Here is a 16,867-nt window from a genome sequence, read left to right as displayed (position 1 = left end):
TCAACTTGACATTATCAAGATAAAATTGATAATATTAATGGCCTTGATTTTTGTGGTATACTAAATAAACATTGCAATTGTTGAGCAAGGAAAATGTAGTAATATATTTTTCCTTTAGCTAAACAAATTCTTGGCGAGGTTGGTATTAATTGAAAATTCAAGCGTTGGATGTCAAGGCTGGCGATCGCATTATTGCTTACTGCAACAACAAAATGCAAACCTGCAAGGTAAAACGCATATTAGATCCCGGTGAAGCCAATATCACACTATCAGTATTTACTTCTGAGAATTATCGCGGCTGCTCAGTTTCATCTATAGTCCGCTTTCGGAGCAACGCTTTAGTTGATTTGGTAAATTAAAAATCAAGAAAACATTCAATCTCAAAAATATCTTTAGCTCTTGTCCAGCCTCGAATTGGATACTATTCTTATTAAAGGTGCTATCGCACATAGAAATCCGTTAGTTGTGGCTGGATGATTTTTGGGAAAAGTGCCCTCACGCTATACCCGTGTAGGCGACAGTTTTTGAACTGACTAAATAGTATGCTCATGCGCCATTAATAAATGCAAGAGCTAGGCACAAAGTAATCAAAATTGTGCCTAGTTTATAGTAGTCTGTTAATTTGAAATTGATGGTTAAGCAAGTTCCTAGTAAGGACTTTAGTCATTATTTTCTAAGCGTTAAAGTGCTTACTACGAACCCTAAAAGCTAGCTTGACAAAGTATTAGAGAATATATAAAATTCCTTAGAGGAAAAATTAGAAGTGTGATGGCGCTTTGCGTCTACGCATTACTAAAATTACGCTGCAATTGATAGCTTTGTCAGTTCTTTTTCACATCACAAGCCATGTTGAGGAAGTAGTCGTCTTTGGCATTAGGACGACTAAATTATCTTGACAAAATGCTAACCATGTAGTGTAGTTAGGGCAACAGATAATAAACGTGTTGATTTCTGAAAATCACTATTCGGAAGTTGCCTGCTGGTTGAGCTTGATTTTTTGATTTTTATCATTATTTTTACAAGCGTTAATTTTGCTCAAGTTTTAAAGAGCAACGAGAATTTATTAGAGGTTACATTTGAAACATTTATATTTGGCACTACTAACTCTATAACTGCGTCAACTATCTTGCAGCTAAATTACTGTATCAGTTTTCCTGGTGCACCAATTTAACGTTGATATGGAACAGCTTATAACCAATTAACCTCATTTAGTAAGCAGCAGTAATGACAACTCAGTTTTGGGAAAAAAGCATAGAAATTAATCCTACTCTAACTAACTTACTATTTAATCCCGTGCGTAGACGCTTACTTCGACATAGGAGTAAGCTACACAAAGCGTCTGGTAGAGTTGCAACTTGTCACCAAATATCGCCTTTCATTCGTCAAGGTTGGTGGCTTTTAAGGAAGCGTCTGCTGCCATTATTCTGTCTGATATCGTTCGTTGCCGTATTGCTACTCAACAGCTTTGCTCCTGCTGTTGCCCAACTACCTTCTCAACCTCGTCAGGAAATTCGGGGGGTGTGGCTGAGTGGTAATGATTTTAACATTTTCCGAAATCGCTCACAGGTGCAAGCAGCTATGAGCCAACTGCGGCAGTTAAACTTTAACACTGTTTATCCGATAGTGTGGAACGATGGTTATACGCAATACCCCAGTGCCATCATGCAAAAAATGGGTATCCCCTTCTTCTTCAAGGGAACAGATGGACAAGATGTGATTGCAGACATTATCAGCCAAGCCCACAGAGAAGGGTTACTAGCAATACCCTGGTTTGAATTTGGTTTCATGGTTCCCCTAAGTTCGGAACTCGCATCCCAGCATCCAGATTGGCTGACACAAAAGCCGGATGGGACTCAAACTTCAATTAGTGCTGCGGGTGAAGTAGCGTGGTTGAATCCGTTTCACCCGGAAGTGCAAAAGTTTTTCACCGAACTCGTGATGGAAGTCATTACTCAATACGATGCTGATGGCGTTCAATTTGACGATAATACGAGTTTACCTGTGGATTTTGGTTACGATAAGTACACAATTAGTCTATATACTCAAGAAACTGGCAAGCCTCCTCCACCTAATCCCCAAGCCCAAGCATGGATAAAATGGCGGGCAGATAAAATGACGGCATTCATGGTAGACCTCCAGCAAACCGTGAAAGCCAGAAAACCGAATGCTATCTTCTCAGTTGCTCCTAATTATTATGATTTCGCCTACAAGCTGCAACTGCAAGACTGGCTTAACTGGGTACGGTTGGGTATTGTCGATGAGTTAATTATGCAGGTGTACCGTAATGATTTGGAAAGTTTTATTGCTCAAATTACCCGCCCAGAAATTTTAGAAACAAAACAAGTCATCCCAACTGGTATCGGTATTATGGCGGGGTTACGAAATCGCCCAGTTTCCATATCACAAATTCAATCCCAGGTAGAAGCAGTGCAACAACGCGGTTTAGGTATCGGCTTCTTCTACTATGAAAGCCTTTGGGATATCGCATCTGAACCAGTAGCGCAACGCCAGTCAGCATTTGCGGCTCTTTTCCCAAATCCAGCGTTGCGCGACATCTCTCAAAATACACCCCGAAAGCCAACTTTTGATACCATATCCCTACCTTTATATCTAAAACCTTCCCTTGGTCAACGTGTTCGCGGCTATTTTCTGGAAATGGCGATCGCAAATGGTCAGCCAAAGCGTATCTTATTAGATACAGGTTCGGCAGGACTGCGAGTTCCCAAAGAGTTTTTAGGTAATGCTCCAATCCGTAGAACCGGACAAAATATCAAGGAGGTATTAAGTGATGGTACTATCCTTGAGGGAGAATTAGTTTATACTAGTGTCCGGTTTGGGTTGCTTCCCGCAGCAGAACCCGTTCCGGTACAGATTGTTACTAGTCGCCAATGTACTGCCCAAAAGCCTAATTGTTCAGCAAAGAATGGTGTGCCATTTTCTGGTATTATCGGTGTCAACTATTTTGAAAAGTCACTTCCCTATAATCCGTTGAGAAAATTACCAGGCAATCTGAGTAACGGATTTATTGTGATTGGAAATGGTGGTAGTAACAACAATGGCAGTTTAATTATCGGTTTGAATACCAATAATCAAGCAGGTTTCAAAATGGCTGCTTGGAGTAAACAAAGCGAAATTAATGGTGTACCCGGTAACAGATGGGACTCTCAATTGAGCAAAGTTTGTTTAACTATTGCTGGGAGTTCTGCTAAAAATCTTTGTAATGGCAAAATGATTACTGATAGCGGAACTATTAATGGTTGGACTGAATTCAAGTCAGCTTCCACAGCAGGTAAACTCAAACCAGGAGTATTACGTTCAGCAAATTCTCTGAAGCTAGCAATTAATAGCATTTTTGATTACAGCTTGACACCAGGAACCCGCGACGGATTTAATCGCTGGAATTTGAGTATCTCGCCACAGGCAGAACTTGCTACATTTGTAAATAGTGGCATTGCATTTTTTGATAAATACGATGTCCTCTTTGACCAAGTTAATGGAAGACAGGGTTTTCGCAGTCGGCAGTAAAAGAAATTAGCAAAATACAGATAAAGCGATCGCACCTTAGCACTTATTTACTTAAACTGAGTAACCCAGCTACTTGAAAACTTTGTCTATATATGCTAGGACAAATTATTTGGATCGATACCTTGAGATTGTAAATAGGCAATTAGCCGTTCTTTTTGCTGACGTTCCTGCTCGGCGCGTTGACGTTCCTGTTCAATTTGTTCTACTGCCCAAAGTAACAAATTACCTACCTCATCCCACCAGCGCAACCAATAACCCGTTCTGGCTTCTTTTGTTCCTTGCCAAGTTCCCAAAAATAAGCTCATTGAATCAATCCAATGACGGCCATTTTCGTCAGGTTGCTGCAACTCATAGCGCCTGTTTTCGAGTTGATAAAATTCTAATAAACCGCCATTTGGGTCAAAAATCACGTAAATTGGGACTTGAAGAATCTGCTCGTAAAAAAACCATTTTCCTGGTGGATAGATTCGCTTAAAAGAGTACTCTCCACCCTCAGTGTCAGATAGGAATTCCATCACGACCGCCGGAATATCACCCTCTAAATTAGGTGTGTAGCTTTTGCGTTCTCCTAAAACTTCATTCACCACTGGAACATAAACCCAGTCAGGTGCTTTCGCCACAAACTGACCGTTTATCGTCGCACAAAGTCCAAAATTTGAGGCGATTAACATCTGGGGTTGGATGAAACCACTTATCTCAAGGCTTTCGCGCAAAGCACCAGCTAATAGTGGCTGACCTGTATTTTCCACCGGTTCATCCTCTAACTGAAAATCTGCCGGCAACGCTTCCCAAGATATTATCAGTTCTGTTGAAGATTTAGCTTCACCAAGTTGGGTTGCCATAAACACCCCTTTTTATTGATTTGTCTTTATTTTATGGGCGATCGCATCCCAAACTGCGATCGCACAGCATTAAAACACAAAAAACCCCGGCGAAACTAGCCAAGGTTTGAGAGAGAAGTACGAATGACGATGAGATACAGCGATACCGAAATCGAAAAATCTTAACTAACGCTAAAACCAACCAAAACTAAGGTAGTGACAATTAAAGTCGCAAAAAGACCCTGTAAAACGTATTTACGTTGTTCCCAAATTGCCGGGTATTCGGCGTAGTGTATCTTGGGTTCAGCTGCATAGTTATTGAGAATGCCGTCTTCGTTAGTGGTGGTGTACATAGTTTTTTCTCTTCTTTGTTTACTTATGTAACTAAATTTAACAATATTGTTACAAAGTGTCAATATGACTTGACAATAAAAGGCTGATAGTTACTATAAAATTGACTTATCATGGACGGGGGATTTAGGCGAAGCTGCCCCAGGCGGGGAAAGCGAGATGTCTCTTGACTCACCGCTATGCCTTTACGCAATTTTTTAAATTGCAAAATCTAAATTCCAATTTGAAAAAAGAATGCGACACATACACAAAACCCTCCGCTTATCCAGATATCACCCCCCTTAATGCCCCCTTGTTAAGAGGGGAGATCAGAAATCCGGTTCCCTCCCCTTTCTAAGGGGAGGGTTAGGGTAGGGTAATCTATCGCAAGCATTTTTGGAATCGCTATTAAATTCAAAATGGTATAAAAGAGTAGAGACACGTTAGTGCGGCGATTTTGGGTTTCTAGTGGTAATCGCAGCGCTCCATCTGTTGCAATCATTTTTGGATGAAATAAAATTTACATCTAATTTTTGATCACTGCATCCAAAAGCACATTGGCATCAAAACGGACTACATCAGTGCAAGGTAGCCCAGTTTCTGCTATTGTTTGAGCGATGCTTTCCTGTGCCGCAGACTCATCTAGATGGGCTGTATTAAGCGCTATACCCACTACAGGAACACTTCCAAAAGCACCACCGGCACTAGCGACAGTTTCATAAAGCTGAATTACCTCTGGTAAAGGTGGAATTACTACATGGGGATGATTACGTACATGAACTTGTCCCGCCCGATGTACTAATACCAGTTGAGTTGGTTGCGAACCACGAATCAGGGGTAGAGTTGCTGTTGAACCAGGGTGTAGCAGTGAACCTTGTCCTTCAATGTGTAGGATGTCGTGGTTTTTACCATAGCGCATGACTATCTGTTCCACAGCACCAGCGGCAAAGTCTACCCGTACGGCATCTAAAGCCACGCCGTCCCCTTCTAACATCACCCCAGTTTGACCGGTGGCGAGGAATTTAGAACTCCAGCCCCGTTGTTTTGATGCCCAATGTAACTCTAGGCTAGTTGACATTTTACCGATTGCCATGTCGGTTCCCACTGTCAACACCCGCCGACAGGGAAGGGTGCGGGCCATTCCACTAGCAACACTTATATTAGGCGGTTCTTTTCGTACATCCCAAATTAGTTGCCCAGGTTTGAGTAGTGCATTTAACTCTGGTATATTTGCCATTAATGTATGTAAACCATTCACCAGCGACATTCCAGCTTCTAAAGCGTCTTTGATTTCCACCCAATAATCATCTGGTACAGCGCCACCTCCTGGAGCAATGCCTATTACCAAGACTTCTGGCTTGTATTCAAGGGCTGCGGCTACAGATGCCACAATTGGTACATCACGTTTGATACCTGTTAATTCTGGTAGGGATTTGCCAGCACATTCGCGATCGATTACGGCTACGATTGGAGCTTCACTGTAACGTAAAATTGCTAGCCCTGTTTTGCCGTGATACCCGCTAATTCCCTCATGGAGCAAGATAGCTACTCGTTGATTAAGTGGTAATCGCACTGTGTTGTACCCCCAAACCTGGTAAATCGTTTGGCAAAACTCTCCCTTCTTTTAGCAATGCACCCGTAAAGGGATCATCGATTAAGTTGAGATGACTGTCTAAATCTAGATAATCAGCTAGTGGCGCTAGCTGTACTGCTGCTGTATTAGCTAACGAACTGTCAGAGTAGCAACCAAACATTACTTGCAACCCATAGGCTCGCGCTGTATGTACCATTCGCATTGCCTCGGTTAGTCCCCCTGATTTCATCAGTTTGATATTAATGCCATCCACGTAGTTTGCCAAATTAGGAATATCGGAGCTTGTGAAGCAACTTTCATCGACAAAGATGGGCATGGGAGAGTGTTGTTTGAGTTTTGCTAAACTTTTTTCCTGTCCGCGTAGCAATGGCTGTTCTACATATTTTATACCTAAATTAGCCAGCCAATTGCACATAGCGATCGCATCTTCTAAACTCCAACCCCCGTTGGCATCAACAAATAATTCTGGTTTAGATGCTTCTTCTCGCACTGCTAGTAGCATTTTTTTATCTGCATCTATGCCATCTGGACTACCTAGCTTCACCTTGAAAAGGCAAACATTAGTAAATTGTAACCAGTCTCGCGCTCTAGCCCTGGCACCTTCAGGCGAATTAATCCCAATTGTGACTGAAGTCGGTACTATGGTGTTGCGATCAAGTCCCCAAATTTGCCACAAAGGTAATCCTACGCGCTTACCCAACCAGTCGTGCATTGCCATATCCAAGGCAGCTCTTGCAGCAGAAGGAACTTGAGTTTGTATAAACACTTGCTCAATTTGCTGCCGCTGTAAGGGGCTGAATGCTTGCAACAGTGGCACAACTTGCTGTAGGGCGTCTTTGATTGTATCAGTTGATTGCCGATGATTACCCACACCAAATGGCGATGCTTCCCCCCAGCCTTCGATCCCATCATGTAAGATGCTCACCCATACATTAGTTGTCTGTGCCGTTGTACCCCGACTAATGGTCAACGGAAATCTCTTGTTTACTGTAAATAAATTTACATTTATTTGCATACTTGTGCTGCATATTATGTTATCAAGAAAGCCAGTGTAAGTTCAAAGTTTAGATTATGGGATGCATTTGTTATACTTTTTTACATTCACTACAAAGTTTTTATACATACTATTTTTTCTTTAATTTATGACCAACTTAAAAAAATGGAAGACTTTAAAATCAAAAATAGTTTTAGATAATTACTGGTGTCAGGTAAGGCAAGATGAAATAGAATTGCCCAATGGGAAAATTATCGATGATTATTTTGTCAGTATTAAACCAGACGTTGCGATGGTTTTACCTATTACTAGTAGCAAAGAGATAATTTTTGTGCGGCAATACAGACATGCAATAGGTGAATTTTTCTTAGAACTCCCAGCAGGGAATTTTGACCCCACAAAAGAGAGTGCTGAAGTAGCAGCAATTAGAGAACTGACAGAAGAAACTGGTTATATTCCCCAAGAATTTAGGAAAATAGGAACTCTATACGATAAGCCGAGTAAAGATACCAATCAAATACATTTATTTCTAGCAGAGAATGTGAGTAAAGTTGGAGAGCAAAACTTAGATATTACAGAAGAAATTGAAGTCGTCTTCATTCCTGTCGAATCAGTTTTAAAAAAAATTATTCAAGGAGAAATTTCTGTAGCGGGAACTGTAGCGGCTCTTTTCTTAGGTTTAAATTTTCTCACTTAATTAATAATCAGTGTAGCTTTCTTCTGTTTTTTAATAAAAATGCTTGAAGTGAATTGCATCCTGAAGCTGTTAGAGCAAATTTATCGGACATTTTGCATAGCGCTCTTTTATGTCTCTGGCAATAAAAAAAATATGCTGACATTGAATCTTATTTAAAGGCTTGTTTTATCAACCAAAAAAAATCTTTGCTCGTAACCAAGTATGGAAAAACGAGGCTGATAATATTCTCTAACGAAAGTAATAAAACAGCGATAGAATAATCTTCAGATAGTTTCCGTTAGTATTATGATACATTTAATACCTATAATTTAATTTTTCTGAATGTCAGCAAGGGATATAAGAATTTCGATTTTATTTTTGAAAAAGATTACGAGATAATACGGAGAGATATATTTGTCTAACAACGAACAATGATAAACCAGCATCTACAAGCTGCGATCGCCTCCATTAATACTAGTTGTTTTGACATAAAAGGATAATTAATATGAATGAGTTTATGGAAGCAGCAATTCAAGAAGCAAAACAAGGCAGACTAGAAGGTGGAATTCCCATTGGTTCGGTTCTGGTTAAGGATGGCAAAATTCTCGGCAGAGGACACAATAAACGCGTGCAAGACGCCGATCCTGTCACTCACGCCGAAATCGATTGTCTCCGCAATGCTGGGAGAGTTGGCAGCTACAGAGGTACTACACTCTATTCAACTTTAATGCCGTGTTATCTGTGCGCTGGGGCAGTGGTACAATTTGGCATTAAAAAAGTCATTGCTGGAGAATCCAGTACTTTTCCTGGTGCAAAAGAATTTATGGTATCTCACGGTGTGGAAGTAATTGATCTTAATCTTGACGAATGCGAACAAATGATGAGTGAGTTTATTCAAACTAACCCGGAACTTTGGAATGAAGATATCGGTAATTAGAGACGCGAAAAATCTTTGTCTGTACAGGAGTTAGGAGTAGCCCTGCCAAGGTGACTTTTGATCGGAGAATTATGGCAGGAGCGATCGCTATCTCAAAAGGAACACACAAGAATAGGATAAATACTGGGTGCAATCTTTGAACGATTTGTCAAACAAAGTCCAGTCAGCGTGATGGTACGGGGGCTGATAGAAAGAGGCTACTCATCACCTCTAACCCAGCAAAAGTGTGCTGTTATTATCAATCAGGGGAATTCCACTAGTAGCCATACCTGGATTGGGCTGTGATGCATTATAGGTCTGAATATAGCGCCGCACTTCTAGCGGAAAATCAGGGTAATCTAATACTGCATCCCCATCAGCAATAGTTGACCAGAAGTCTCGCAAACTAGGAGCTAATTCTTTTGCCTGTGATAATGGTAAGTTTAATGGAGAGTGAGTTAGTAGCTTGATTAAGAAGGGGAAAGAGCGATCGCCCATCCACTGCCGCGATGACTGTTGCAAGTCGGGGAACTCAGGCACTGACTCTACGCGATGGGATAAAATTTGCAACGATTCTTTACCTTGGTGATCCCGATGAAACTCTAGCACTCGGTAAGGGTGAGGATAGCTAACTAAAGAGCCAGTGGTAATATCATATACTCCATCTGAGTAAGCAATATCCTGAACGTGCAAATGCCCGGTAAATACTAGCTTGACTCCGTAGCGCCTTAGCAACTGCAACAGTTCTGCTGAATTCGCTAACATATAGCGATTTGCCAGTGGGTGGCTCGATTGATTGGGCAAATGCTCGACCACATTATGATGCACCATCACCAGAACTAATTCATCACCAGACGCCGCCAGCACCTCTTCTAACCACCGTAGCTGTTTGGTATCTAAACACCCCACCTGCTCCCCCTGGTCATTAAAGGAGTTAGAATTGAGTCCAATCAGCTTAACTCCAGGCAACAACTGACGAATGTAGTAAATCTGCTGTGGATCGTCATAGCCAAACTTCGTATAATAGTAGGGAAAATCAGCAAAAGCGATTGATTGCTGATTAGCCAACAGCACAGGAACGTCATGATTACCAGGAACAACATAGACGGGAAAAGGTAGTTGGGCTAACCGTTGTTGCAACCAAGCGTGGTTTTCTGGTTCGCCGTGCTGGGTTAAATCTCCTGGCAATAAGAGAAAATCTAAATCTAGTTGTGTTAAATGTTCTAATACACTTTCAAACGCCGAGATACTTACTTCTACCAGATGAAATCGGCTGGGATGATCCCAGATTGTGTGGGGAAGTGCCAGGTGTAAGTCGCTGACTACTGCAAAGCGAAAATTGAGAGCCATTGATTTATGAAAATGTTAAAAACAGGGGTTAAAATAAGCCTTTTCCCAAAAGTATAACCCTTACTTTCTCTCCCTGCTCAAGAGTGCGTCTATTTAATATTTGTATACATTAAGCATCGGTTAGACCCTATGGTGATAATTAACTGAAGGTAATAATTCAATAGTGTTAGCGGCACAAAATGTAATCGTTTAGTTTCTTGGTTTCTCTACTACTCCCGTTTTCGATAAAATAACTTAGCAACTCACCAAGGAACAGGTTCAGAATCATGCCTCACGCTAGTATTGGGATTATTGGTGGTAGCGGTCTGTATAAAATGGATGCGCTCAAAGATTTAGAAGAGGTGCGAGTCGAGACTCCTTTTGGTTCACCATCTGATGCTTTGATTTTGGGGACTTTGGATGGTACACGAGTAGCTTTTTTGGCGCGTCATGGTCGCAATCACACGCTTTTACCGTCTGAGTTACCGTTTCGTGCTAATATCTATGCAATGAAGCAATTGGGCGTGGAGTATTTAATCTCAGCTAGTGCTGTAGGTTCCTTGAAGGAAGAGGCGAAACCACTGGATATGGTGGTGCCAGATCAGTTTATTGACAGAACTAAAAATCGGATTTCAACGTTTTTCGGTGAGGGAATTGTTGCTCACATTGCCTTTGGCGACCCGATATGTAAGAACTTGGCTGTTGTGTTGGCAGATGCGATCGCATCTCTGAATTTACCACAAGTTACTCTGCATCGCGGCGGTACTTATGTGTGCATGGAAGGGCCAGCTTTTTCCACGAAGGCAGAATCGAATCTTTACCGCAGTTGGGGTGCAACAATCATTGGGATGACGAATTTACCAGAGGCGAAGTTGGCCAGGGAAGCAGAAATTGCCTATGCAACCTTAGCGCTGGTGACAGATTATGATTGTTGGTATCCAGACCATGACACTGTGACGGTGGAGATCGTGATTGGCAATTTGCTGCGGAATTCTGTGAATGCTCAAAGGGTGATTCAAGAAACTGTGCGGCGCTTGAGTGAAAATCCGCCAACCAGTGAGGCGCATTCGGCGTTGCAACATGCGATTTTTACTCACTTGGATAAAGTACCAGCAGCGACGAAGGAAAAGTTAGGCTTATTATTGCAGAAGTATTTGTAATGTTGGTGATGATGGTGTGCCATCATCACCAATATTACAGGCGATGTCTACGACGGGCTGTTTGGCGTCGCACTTTCTCAATTGACAAAACAGATACACCGACTCCACCCAATGAAACGTCAAATAATGTTGGATGTCCAAGGATGTCCAGAGTTTATGTAGCGGCATTAGATACCATTCTTCAGCAGTAACCTGTACCCCCATCTAAGTCAGCTGAATAATTCCCGAAGCTACAGTGCAGTTGCAGGCAATTACCGACAAGACAAAAAATTGCTCAAAAAGCTAAATTTTTTCGAGTAGAGATTTTTTGTTTCTATGTTTTTGTTACAATTAGTGAAATTTATACCTAAAAATACCACTATGGCTTTATATGCTGAATTACATAGGCACTTGGGCGGCTCGGTTGTACCCCGAGTTTTATGGGGATATTTCGAGCGACATTCTTCGGAGTTGATGTCCCGCTTTAGTGACTATTCAGAATTTGAAGATTTTTACACTCGCCCACGCAATACCCTAGATGAGTATCTAGAATTACATACCCTGGTAGAAAGTGTGCAAACTGTGGAGACTTTGCCTTACTTTATCTATCGTTTGGTGCGGGGTGCTTACATTTTTGAAAATTTGGCTTATCTGGAACTGCGCTACACTCCTTATTTGCGGACACCTGAGCATCTGAATCAATCACAGAGAATTGACAAGATGGCAGAAATCGTGGAAGTAGTAGGACTTGCTAGCCACCAGCCAGAATATCCGATTGTTACTAGCCAAATTCTCTGTATGCACACGCGCCTACCCTATGAGGTGAACAAGGCGATTATTGATTTGGCGGCGCAAAATAAACAGTATGTCTGTGCAGTAGATGTAGCGGGGGGTGATAGCTATTATGCCGATCACTTAGAAGAATGGATTAGCTTATATGATTATGCGCGATCGCTGGGCGTTAACACCACGGGACATCTATATGAAACCACTGCTGGTTGTTACCCAGAACTGTTACCCTATCTAATGCGAATCGGTCACGGCATCCAAATTCCCCTACTGTATCCAGAGTTACTTAATGATGTAGCTAGACGTGGACAATGTTTAGAGGTTTGTCCCACAACTTACCTGAAAACTGGTACTTTGCAAGATATACGTCAACTCAAATTAGTTTTTGACCGTTGTTTTGATGCTGGGGTCGATATCGCTATCTGTACTGATAATGCTGGGTTGCATAATATGCGTTTGCCATTTGAATATGAAAATCTCTTGACTTACGACATTATTAGTTTTGAACAACTACAAGCTTGTCAAGATGCAGCTTTCCGTCATGCCTTTGCTTGGCCTTACAGTCAACGTCCCGCATCCCTGTTGAACGGTTTACTCAAACCTGAACCACCTAAAGTTTTGGCTATGAGAGATACTAATTAATAATCACCTAGAAGTAAGCATAAAGTAAGGTGATTTAATGTTAATTAATGTTGCAGACAGTGTTTTTTCGTGATGCCATAAAAAAAGCTGTAACGCATAAGAGATATCTTGTAAAAGTTAATGCTTGAAAGATTGAACTACAGGTAGATACAGATAATTTATCGGTATTTATCTGTGGTTTCTTTTTTGTTGATTCAGATTTTTGCCAGAAGTATAATATACAGTACAAAAAACCAGTAATTTTTGTAAAACCTATTTGACCCCATTGCAAACGGGTCTTTAAATTATGGACATCAGCAACTAAATTATTACTTGTAAGCTTTTCTTGGTTGTAATCTCAGAAGCAATTTATCAAAAATCCTTTTTTAATTGAGTTTTCTTAGCAATTAATCAAAATTTCTTGTAGATTCGCCTCCTCATCTCATCTTTCTCAATTTCCTTATCTTCTCCCCACTTCCCATGCACCCAGAAGCTATAAACTATAATTTATGGCATCTACTATTCAAGCTCTACCAACAGAAGTCGTATATCTCATTACAGCTGGTGAGGTAATCGACTCTTTAGCTTCTGTGGTGCGGGAATTGGTAGAAAATTCCCTAGACGCAGGTGCAACCCGAATTGTGGTTTCTCTCTGGCCGCAGCAATGGCGAATTCGTGTGGCAGATAATGGTTGTGGAATGAACCTAGATGATTTGCAACAAGCAGCCACAGCCCACAGCACCAGTAAAATTCGCTCTAGTGCCGATTTATGGAAAATTAACAGTTTAGGGTTTCGTGGTGAGGCGTTACACAGTTTAACAACTCTGGCAAATTTAGAAATTTTGAGTCGGACTGTGGGTGGAAAATTAGGATGGCGGATTAGCTATGGCAATGGCGGGGAAGTTGTGCAAGTTGAAGTAACTGCGATCGCACCTGGTACAGTGGTTACAGTTTCTCATCTTTTCGGTAATTGCTCATCTCGTCGTCAGGGATTGCCCACAGCAGCACAGCAAATGAAAGCCGTGCAAGCTACAATTCACCAAATCGCCTTATGTCATCCCCATGTTACCTGGCAGATTTCGCAAAATGACCGTCAATGGTTCACCATCTGTCCGGCTGCTACAACTGGGCAACTGCTACCGCAGATTTTACCGCAGGTGCGCCAAGGTGATTTGCAAGAAGTGAAATTAGAACTCCCCAACCCGCCAAACTCCTCACTCCAAACTCTTCACTCCTATACAGACGTGATTAATCGCGTCTCTCCTAACTCCTCACTAAACTTAGTGGTAGGATTACCCGATCGCACTCATCGTCATCGTCCAGATTGGGTACGTGTAGCCATTAACGGACGGATGGTTAAGACACCAGAACTAGAGCAAACAATTTTATCAGCATTTCACAGAACATTACCACGCGATCGCTATCCAATTTGTTTCTTACATCTTGCCATTTCTCCCGATCAAATTAACTGGAATCGCAATCCAGCAAAAACAGAAATTTACCTGAACGAAATCATTTATTGGCAAGAACAAATTACCCAAGCAATTAACCAAGCACTCAGCATCTCTTCTAACAATCTCAAAGAAGCTGTTCACACAACACGAGTTAGTAAATTACTCAAAGCCGCAGAAGCCAAAGGCGGCTACAATTTCAATCCTCAAAATCCCAAGGAAGATTACAAAAACCCTAACTCCTTGAAGGCTGTCGCTCAAGTTAGCAACACCTATATTGTGGCGGAACATCCAGGTGGTATGTGGTTAGTAGAACAGCACATTGCCCATGAGCGAGTTTTGTATGAGCAGTTGTGTGATAATTGGCAACTTGTGCCCGTCGAACCTGCAATCATTCTTTATCAATTGTCGCCAGCGCAAGTATCGCAACTGCAACGCATTGGTTTAGAAATAGAACCCTTTGGCGAACAACTTTGGGCTGTCCGTAACATCCCTGCACCTTTACAGCAGCGAGACGACTGTGCAGAAGCAATTTTAGAACTTAGTTGGGGAGGCGACTTACAAACAGCCCAAGTAGCTGTCGCTTGTCGCAGTGCCATTCGTAACGGTACACCTATGAATCAACAAGAAATGCAGACACTTTTAGATAATTGGCAACGCACTCGCAATCCTCGCACCTGTCCCCACGGACGCCCAATTTATTTATCTTTAGAAGAATCAGCTTTAGCCCGGTTTTTCCGGCGTAATTGGGTAATTGGGAAAAGTCATGGAATTTAATATTTTCGGTGACATATTACAATAAGTATAAAAATGCAAACCACAACGAAAAAATAAGCTTTATTGAAAGCAATCTATGAATGATTAGAAGAAGCACAAAATTGCACAGATAAATGGAATACCTTGGAGAGGCACAGACTTGAACGAAAGTTAAAGGCAGGGAGATGTTTCTCAAACTCACGTTAGATTACAATTTTTTATTATATTTTGACTTGTGATTTTAATTATTTTAACTATTAATAATCTGTTCCACTGCAACAGAAATATCTGGAAATGCTAGCGGTTGGATTGTTCCCGCAGTTAATGTTAGTTTTGTTGCATACTCTCCGTCTAAGATTTCTCGAAACACCACTAAGTGTAGCTTTTTGAGATTAACAACCCAATACTCTAAAATATCTGCTTCGGCGTAGATTTTGCTTTTTCTCTCTAAATCTTTTTCTAAACTGGAGTTAGCATACTCAATCAACCAGAAAATATTTTCTGGATAGGGATGATGCTCTCGATACTCGCGTCCTAAACGTTGGACAATGGCAATATCTGGTTCTGGTTCCGAGTCGTTGGGTAAGGTGATAGGCTTGGCTTGACGTATTTTGACGCGTTCAGCCAATAACTTTGCTAGATACTCACCAGATTCATCACTACAATAAGCATGGGGTTCTCCTTCCGGCGACATTTCGACAATTTCTCCCTTAAGTAGTTCAACTTTGCGATCGCTCAAAATGCCAGCATCAATCATCCGGTGATATTCGTCAATCGTCCACTTAGCAACAATAACAGTCATGACGATTGATTCCTCCTAATAATTATTGATATTTTCCTATCTTAAACGTACTTCAAAGGAAGCCACGCCGCTAGCGCAGCGTAAAGCCTGCGGCATGGCAACTCTTAGAGACGCTGTTCGCGTTCGCTTAGAGCGACGCAGGAGCGTCACCCGTACCCTTTGGGATCTTGCATAGGAGAAGGGTGCGTTACGCTCCCGCGTCAAAGCTAAATTGTTGCAATCATGGCGATGCCTGCGGTTCTTGCTAGCCTACGCATTTGTTATTTCGGCGTACGCATTTGTTATTTCGGCGTACGCATTTGTTATTTCGGCGTACGCATTTGTTATTTCGGCGAACCCATTTGTTATTTCGGCGAACCCATTTGTTATTTCGGCGTACTCATTTGTTATTTCGGCGTACTCATTTGTTATTTCGGCGTACTCATTTGTTATTTCGGCGTACCCATTTGTTATTTCGGCGTACTCATTTGTTATTTCGGCGTACCCATTTGTTATTTCGGCGTGTCCCTAACGCACCCTACGAAAGAAACTACTAGAATTGAAACCTATGCTAGGTCATACTTGTGTGTACACCGTTGCCTAAAAGGAGAGAGGTAAAAGTGTATTGCATACATAGATGCGTAACGGCTACTCTGCGAGAACGCTAAGAGCTTGTTTGAAAAGTGGTTGGTTAACTGTGATTTTAATTGCGTTGTTACCCCCCTTAGTCCCCCCTTATAAAGGGGGGAAACAAGAAAAATCCGGTTCCCTCCCCTTTATAAGGGGAGGGTTAGGGAGGGGTAAAAAAATATTTTATCAAAAAAGAATTCAGGAGTCAGGAGCCAGAATTCAGAATGAATTTTGTGCGACTGGCGGATGAATAATCGGGTTTAAAACCCCCACCAAATTGAAAATTTGGTGGTCAACAAGACATTGGTGGGTCTGAATCCCCCACTGATTGATTCTTACTTCTGAATTCTGACTTCTGAATTCTTCTTCAAACATCATTATGGACTTTTCAAATATCCTCTAAGAGCGAACCCGCAAGGTACGAGCGATCGCCATAGTTGAATTACCAGCAAAATCATTAATTCACCTTTTCAGATTTTACGCAAACAAAAAAACTCCACTTCCTAAAAGTTAGT

Annotated in this window: 14 protein-coding genes; 7 read left to right on the top strand and 7 right to left on the bottom strand. The window is 41.6% G+C overall.

Features of this window, described 5'->3' with window-relative positions; translation table 11 throughout:
• The first annotated feature begins 149 nt into the window (after positions 1 to 149).
• On the top strand, positions 150 to 359 hold the full coding sequence (locus V7K35_RS10440) for a hypothetical protein (protein WP_335078662.1): 210 nt from the start codon (positions 150 to 152) through the stop codon (positions 357 to 359).
• Positions 360 to 1,224: 865 nt separating this feature from the next.
• The gene (locus tag V7K35_RS10435; RefSeq protein ID WP_335078660.1) at positions 1,225 to 3,525 is read left to right on the top strand and encodes a glycoside hydrolase family 10 protein; all 2,301 of its coding nucleotides are present in this window, start codon (positions 1,225 to 1,227) and stop codon (positions 3,523 to 3,525) included.
• 95 nt (positions 3,526 to 3,620) lie between these two features.
• Here the strand turns inward: V7K35_RS10435 and V7K35_RS10430 are convergent, their stop codons facing one another.
• The 4 genes from V7K35_RS10430 to V7K35_RS10415 all read right to left on the bottom strand — a co-directional run bounded on the left by V7K35_RS10430 (position 3,621) and on the right by V7K35_RS10415 (position 7,285).
• The gene (locus V7K35_RS10430) at positions 3,621 to 4,367 is read right to left on the bottom strand and encodes a Uma2 family endonuclease (protein WP_335078658.1); all 747 of its coding nucleotides are present in this window, start codon (positions 4,365 to 4,367) and stop codon (positions 3,621 to 3,623) included.
• 161 nt (positions 4,368 to 4,528) lie between these two features.
• Positions 4,529 to 4,699, bottom strand: a complete 171-nt coding sequence (psb34, locus tag V7K35_RS10425; protein ID WP_334966525.1) for a photosystem II assembly protein Psb34 — start codon at positions 4,697 to 4,699, stop codon at positions 4,529 to 4,531.
• A 503-nt stretch (positions 4,700 to 5,202) separates the two neighbouring features.
• The gene (locus tag V7K35_RS10420) at positions 5,203 to 6,249 is read right to left on the bottom strand and encodes a DUF1611 domain-containing protein (protein WP_335078656.1); all 1,047 of its coding nucleotides are present in this window, start codon (positions 6,247 to 6,249) and stop codon (positions 5,203 to 5,205) included.
• Positions 6,233 to 7,285, bottom strand: a complete 1,053-nt coding sequence (locus V7K35_RS10415; RefSeq protein WP_335078654.1) for a dipeptide epimerase — start codon at positions 7,283 to 7,285, stop codon at positions 6,233 to 6,235. The genes V7K35_RS10420 and V7K35_RS10415 overlap by 17 nt, the downstream gene beginning before the upstream one ends.
• 127 nt (positions 7,286 to 7,412) lie before the next feature.
• Between V7K35_RS10415 and V7K35_RS10410 the strand changes: the two genes are divergently transcribed.
• Complete coding sequence (locus V7K35_RS10410; RefSeq protein WP_335078652.1) at positions 7,413 to 7,961, top strand: NUDIX hydrolase; 549 nt, start codon at positions 7,413 to 7,415, stop codon at positions 7,959 to 7,961.
• A 484-nt stretch (positions 7,962 to 8,445) separates the two neighbouring features.
• On the top strand, positions 8,446 to 8,877 hold the full coding sequence (locus tag V7K35_RS10405) for a nucleoside deaminase (protein ID WP_335078650.1): 432 nt from the start codon (positions 8,446 to 8,448) through the stop codon (positions 8,875 to 8,877).
• Between the two features lie 210 nt (positions 8,878 to 9,087).
• Here V7K35_RS10405 and V7K35_RS10400 read toward each other — a convergent pair whose 3' ends face one another.
• Positions 9,088 to 10,206, bottom strand: coding sequence for a metallophosphoesterase family protein (locus V7K35_RS10400; protein ID WP_335078648.1), 1,119 nt, complete (start codon positions 10,204 to 10,206; stop codon positions 9,088 to 9,090).
• Between the two features lie 266 nt (positions 10,207 to 10,472).
• Between V7K35_RS10400 and V7K35_RS10395 the strand changes: the two genes are divergently transcribed.
• Positions 10,473 to 11,345, top strand: coding sequence for an S-methyl-5'-thioadenosine phosphorylase (locus V7K35_RS10395; protein WP_335078646.1), 873 nt, complete (start codon positions 10,473 to 10,475; stop codon positions 11,343 to 11,345).
• Here V7K35_RS10395 and V7K35_RS10390 read toward each other — a convergent pair.
• Positions 11,325 to 11,549 (bottom strand): hypothetical protein, encoded by a 225-nt coding sequence (locus V7K35_RS10390; protein WP_335078644.1) that lies wholly within the window; start codon positions 11,547 to 11,549, stop codon positions 11,325 to 11,327. The genes V7K35_RS10395 and V7K35_RS10390 overlap by 21 nt on opposite strands.
• 156 nt (positions 11,550 to 11,705) lie before the next feature.
• Between V7K35_RS10390 and V7K35_RS10385 the strand changes: the two genes are divergently transcribed.
• Together V7K35_RS10385 and mutL are read left to right on the top strand one after the other, a co-directional pair.
• Positions 11,706 to 12,755, top strand: a complete 1,050-nt coding sequence (locus V7K35_RS10385; RefSeq protein ID WP_335078642.1) for an adenosine deaminase — start codon at positions 11,706 to 11,708, stop codon at positions 12,753 to 12,755.
• Between the two features lie 488 nt (positions 12,756 to 13,243).
• The gene (gene mutL, locus V7K35_RS10380; RefSeq protein WP_335078640.1) at positions 13,244 to 14,962 is read left to right on the top strand and encodes a DNA mismatch repair endonuclease MutL; all 1,719 of its coding nucleotides are present in this window, start codon (positions 13,244 to 13,246) and stop codon (positions 14,960 to 14,962) included.
• 229 nt (positions 14,963 to 15,191) lie between these two features.
• Here the strand turns inward: mutL and V7K35_RS10375 are convergent, their stop codons facing one another.
• Entirely contained in the window at positions 15,192 to 15,743 is a 552-nt protein-coding gene (locus V7K35_RS10375) for a Uma2 family endonuclease (RefSeq protein ID WP_335078638.1), read from the bottom strand.
• Positions 15,744 to 16,867: the final 1,124 nt, after the last annotated feature.

The organism is Nostoc sp., from assembly GCF_036917275.1.
Lineage (GTDB): Bacteria > Cyanobacteriota > Cyanobacteriia > Cyanobacteriales > Nostocaceae > Nostoc.
The sequence above is the reverse complement of the archived record's forward strand: the minus strand, read 5'-3'. Positions and strand labels throughout refer to the sequence as shown.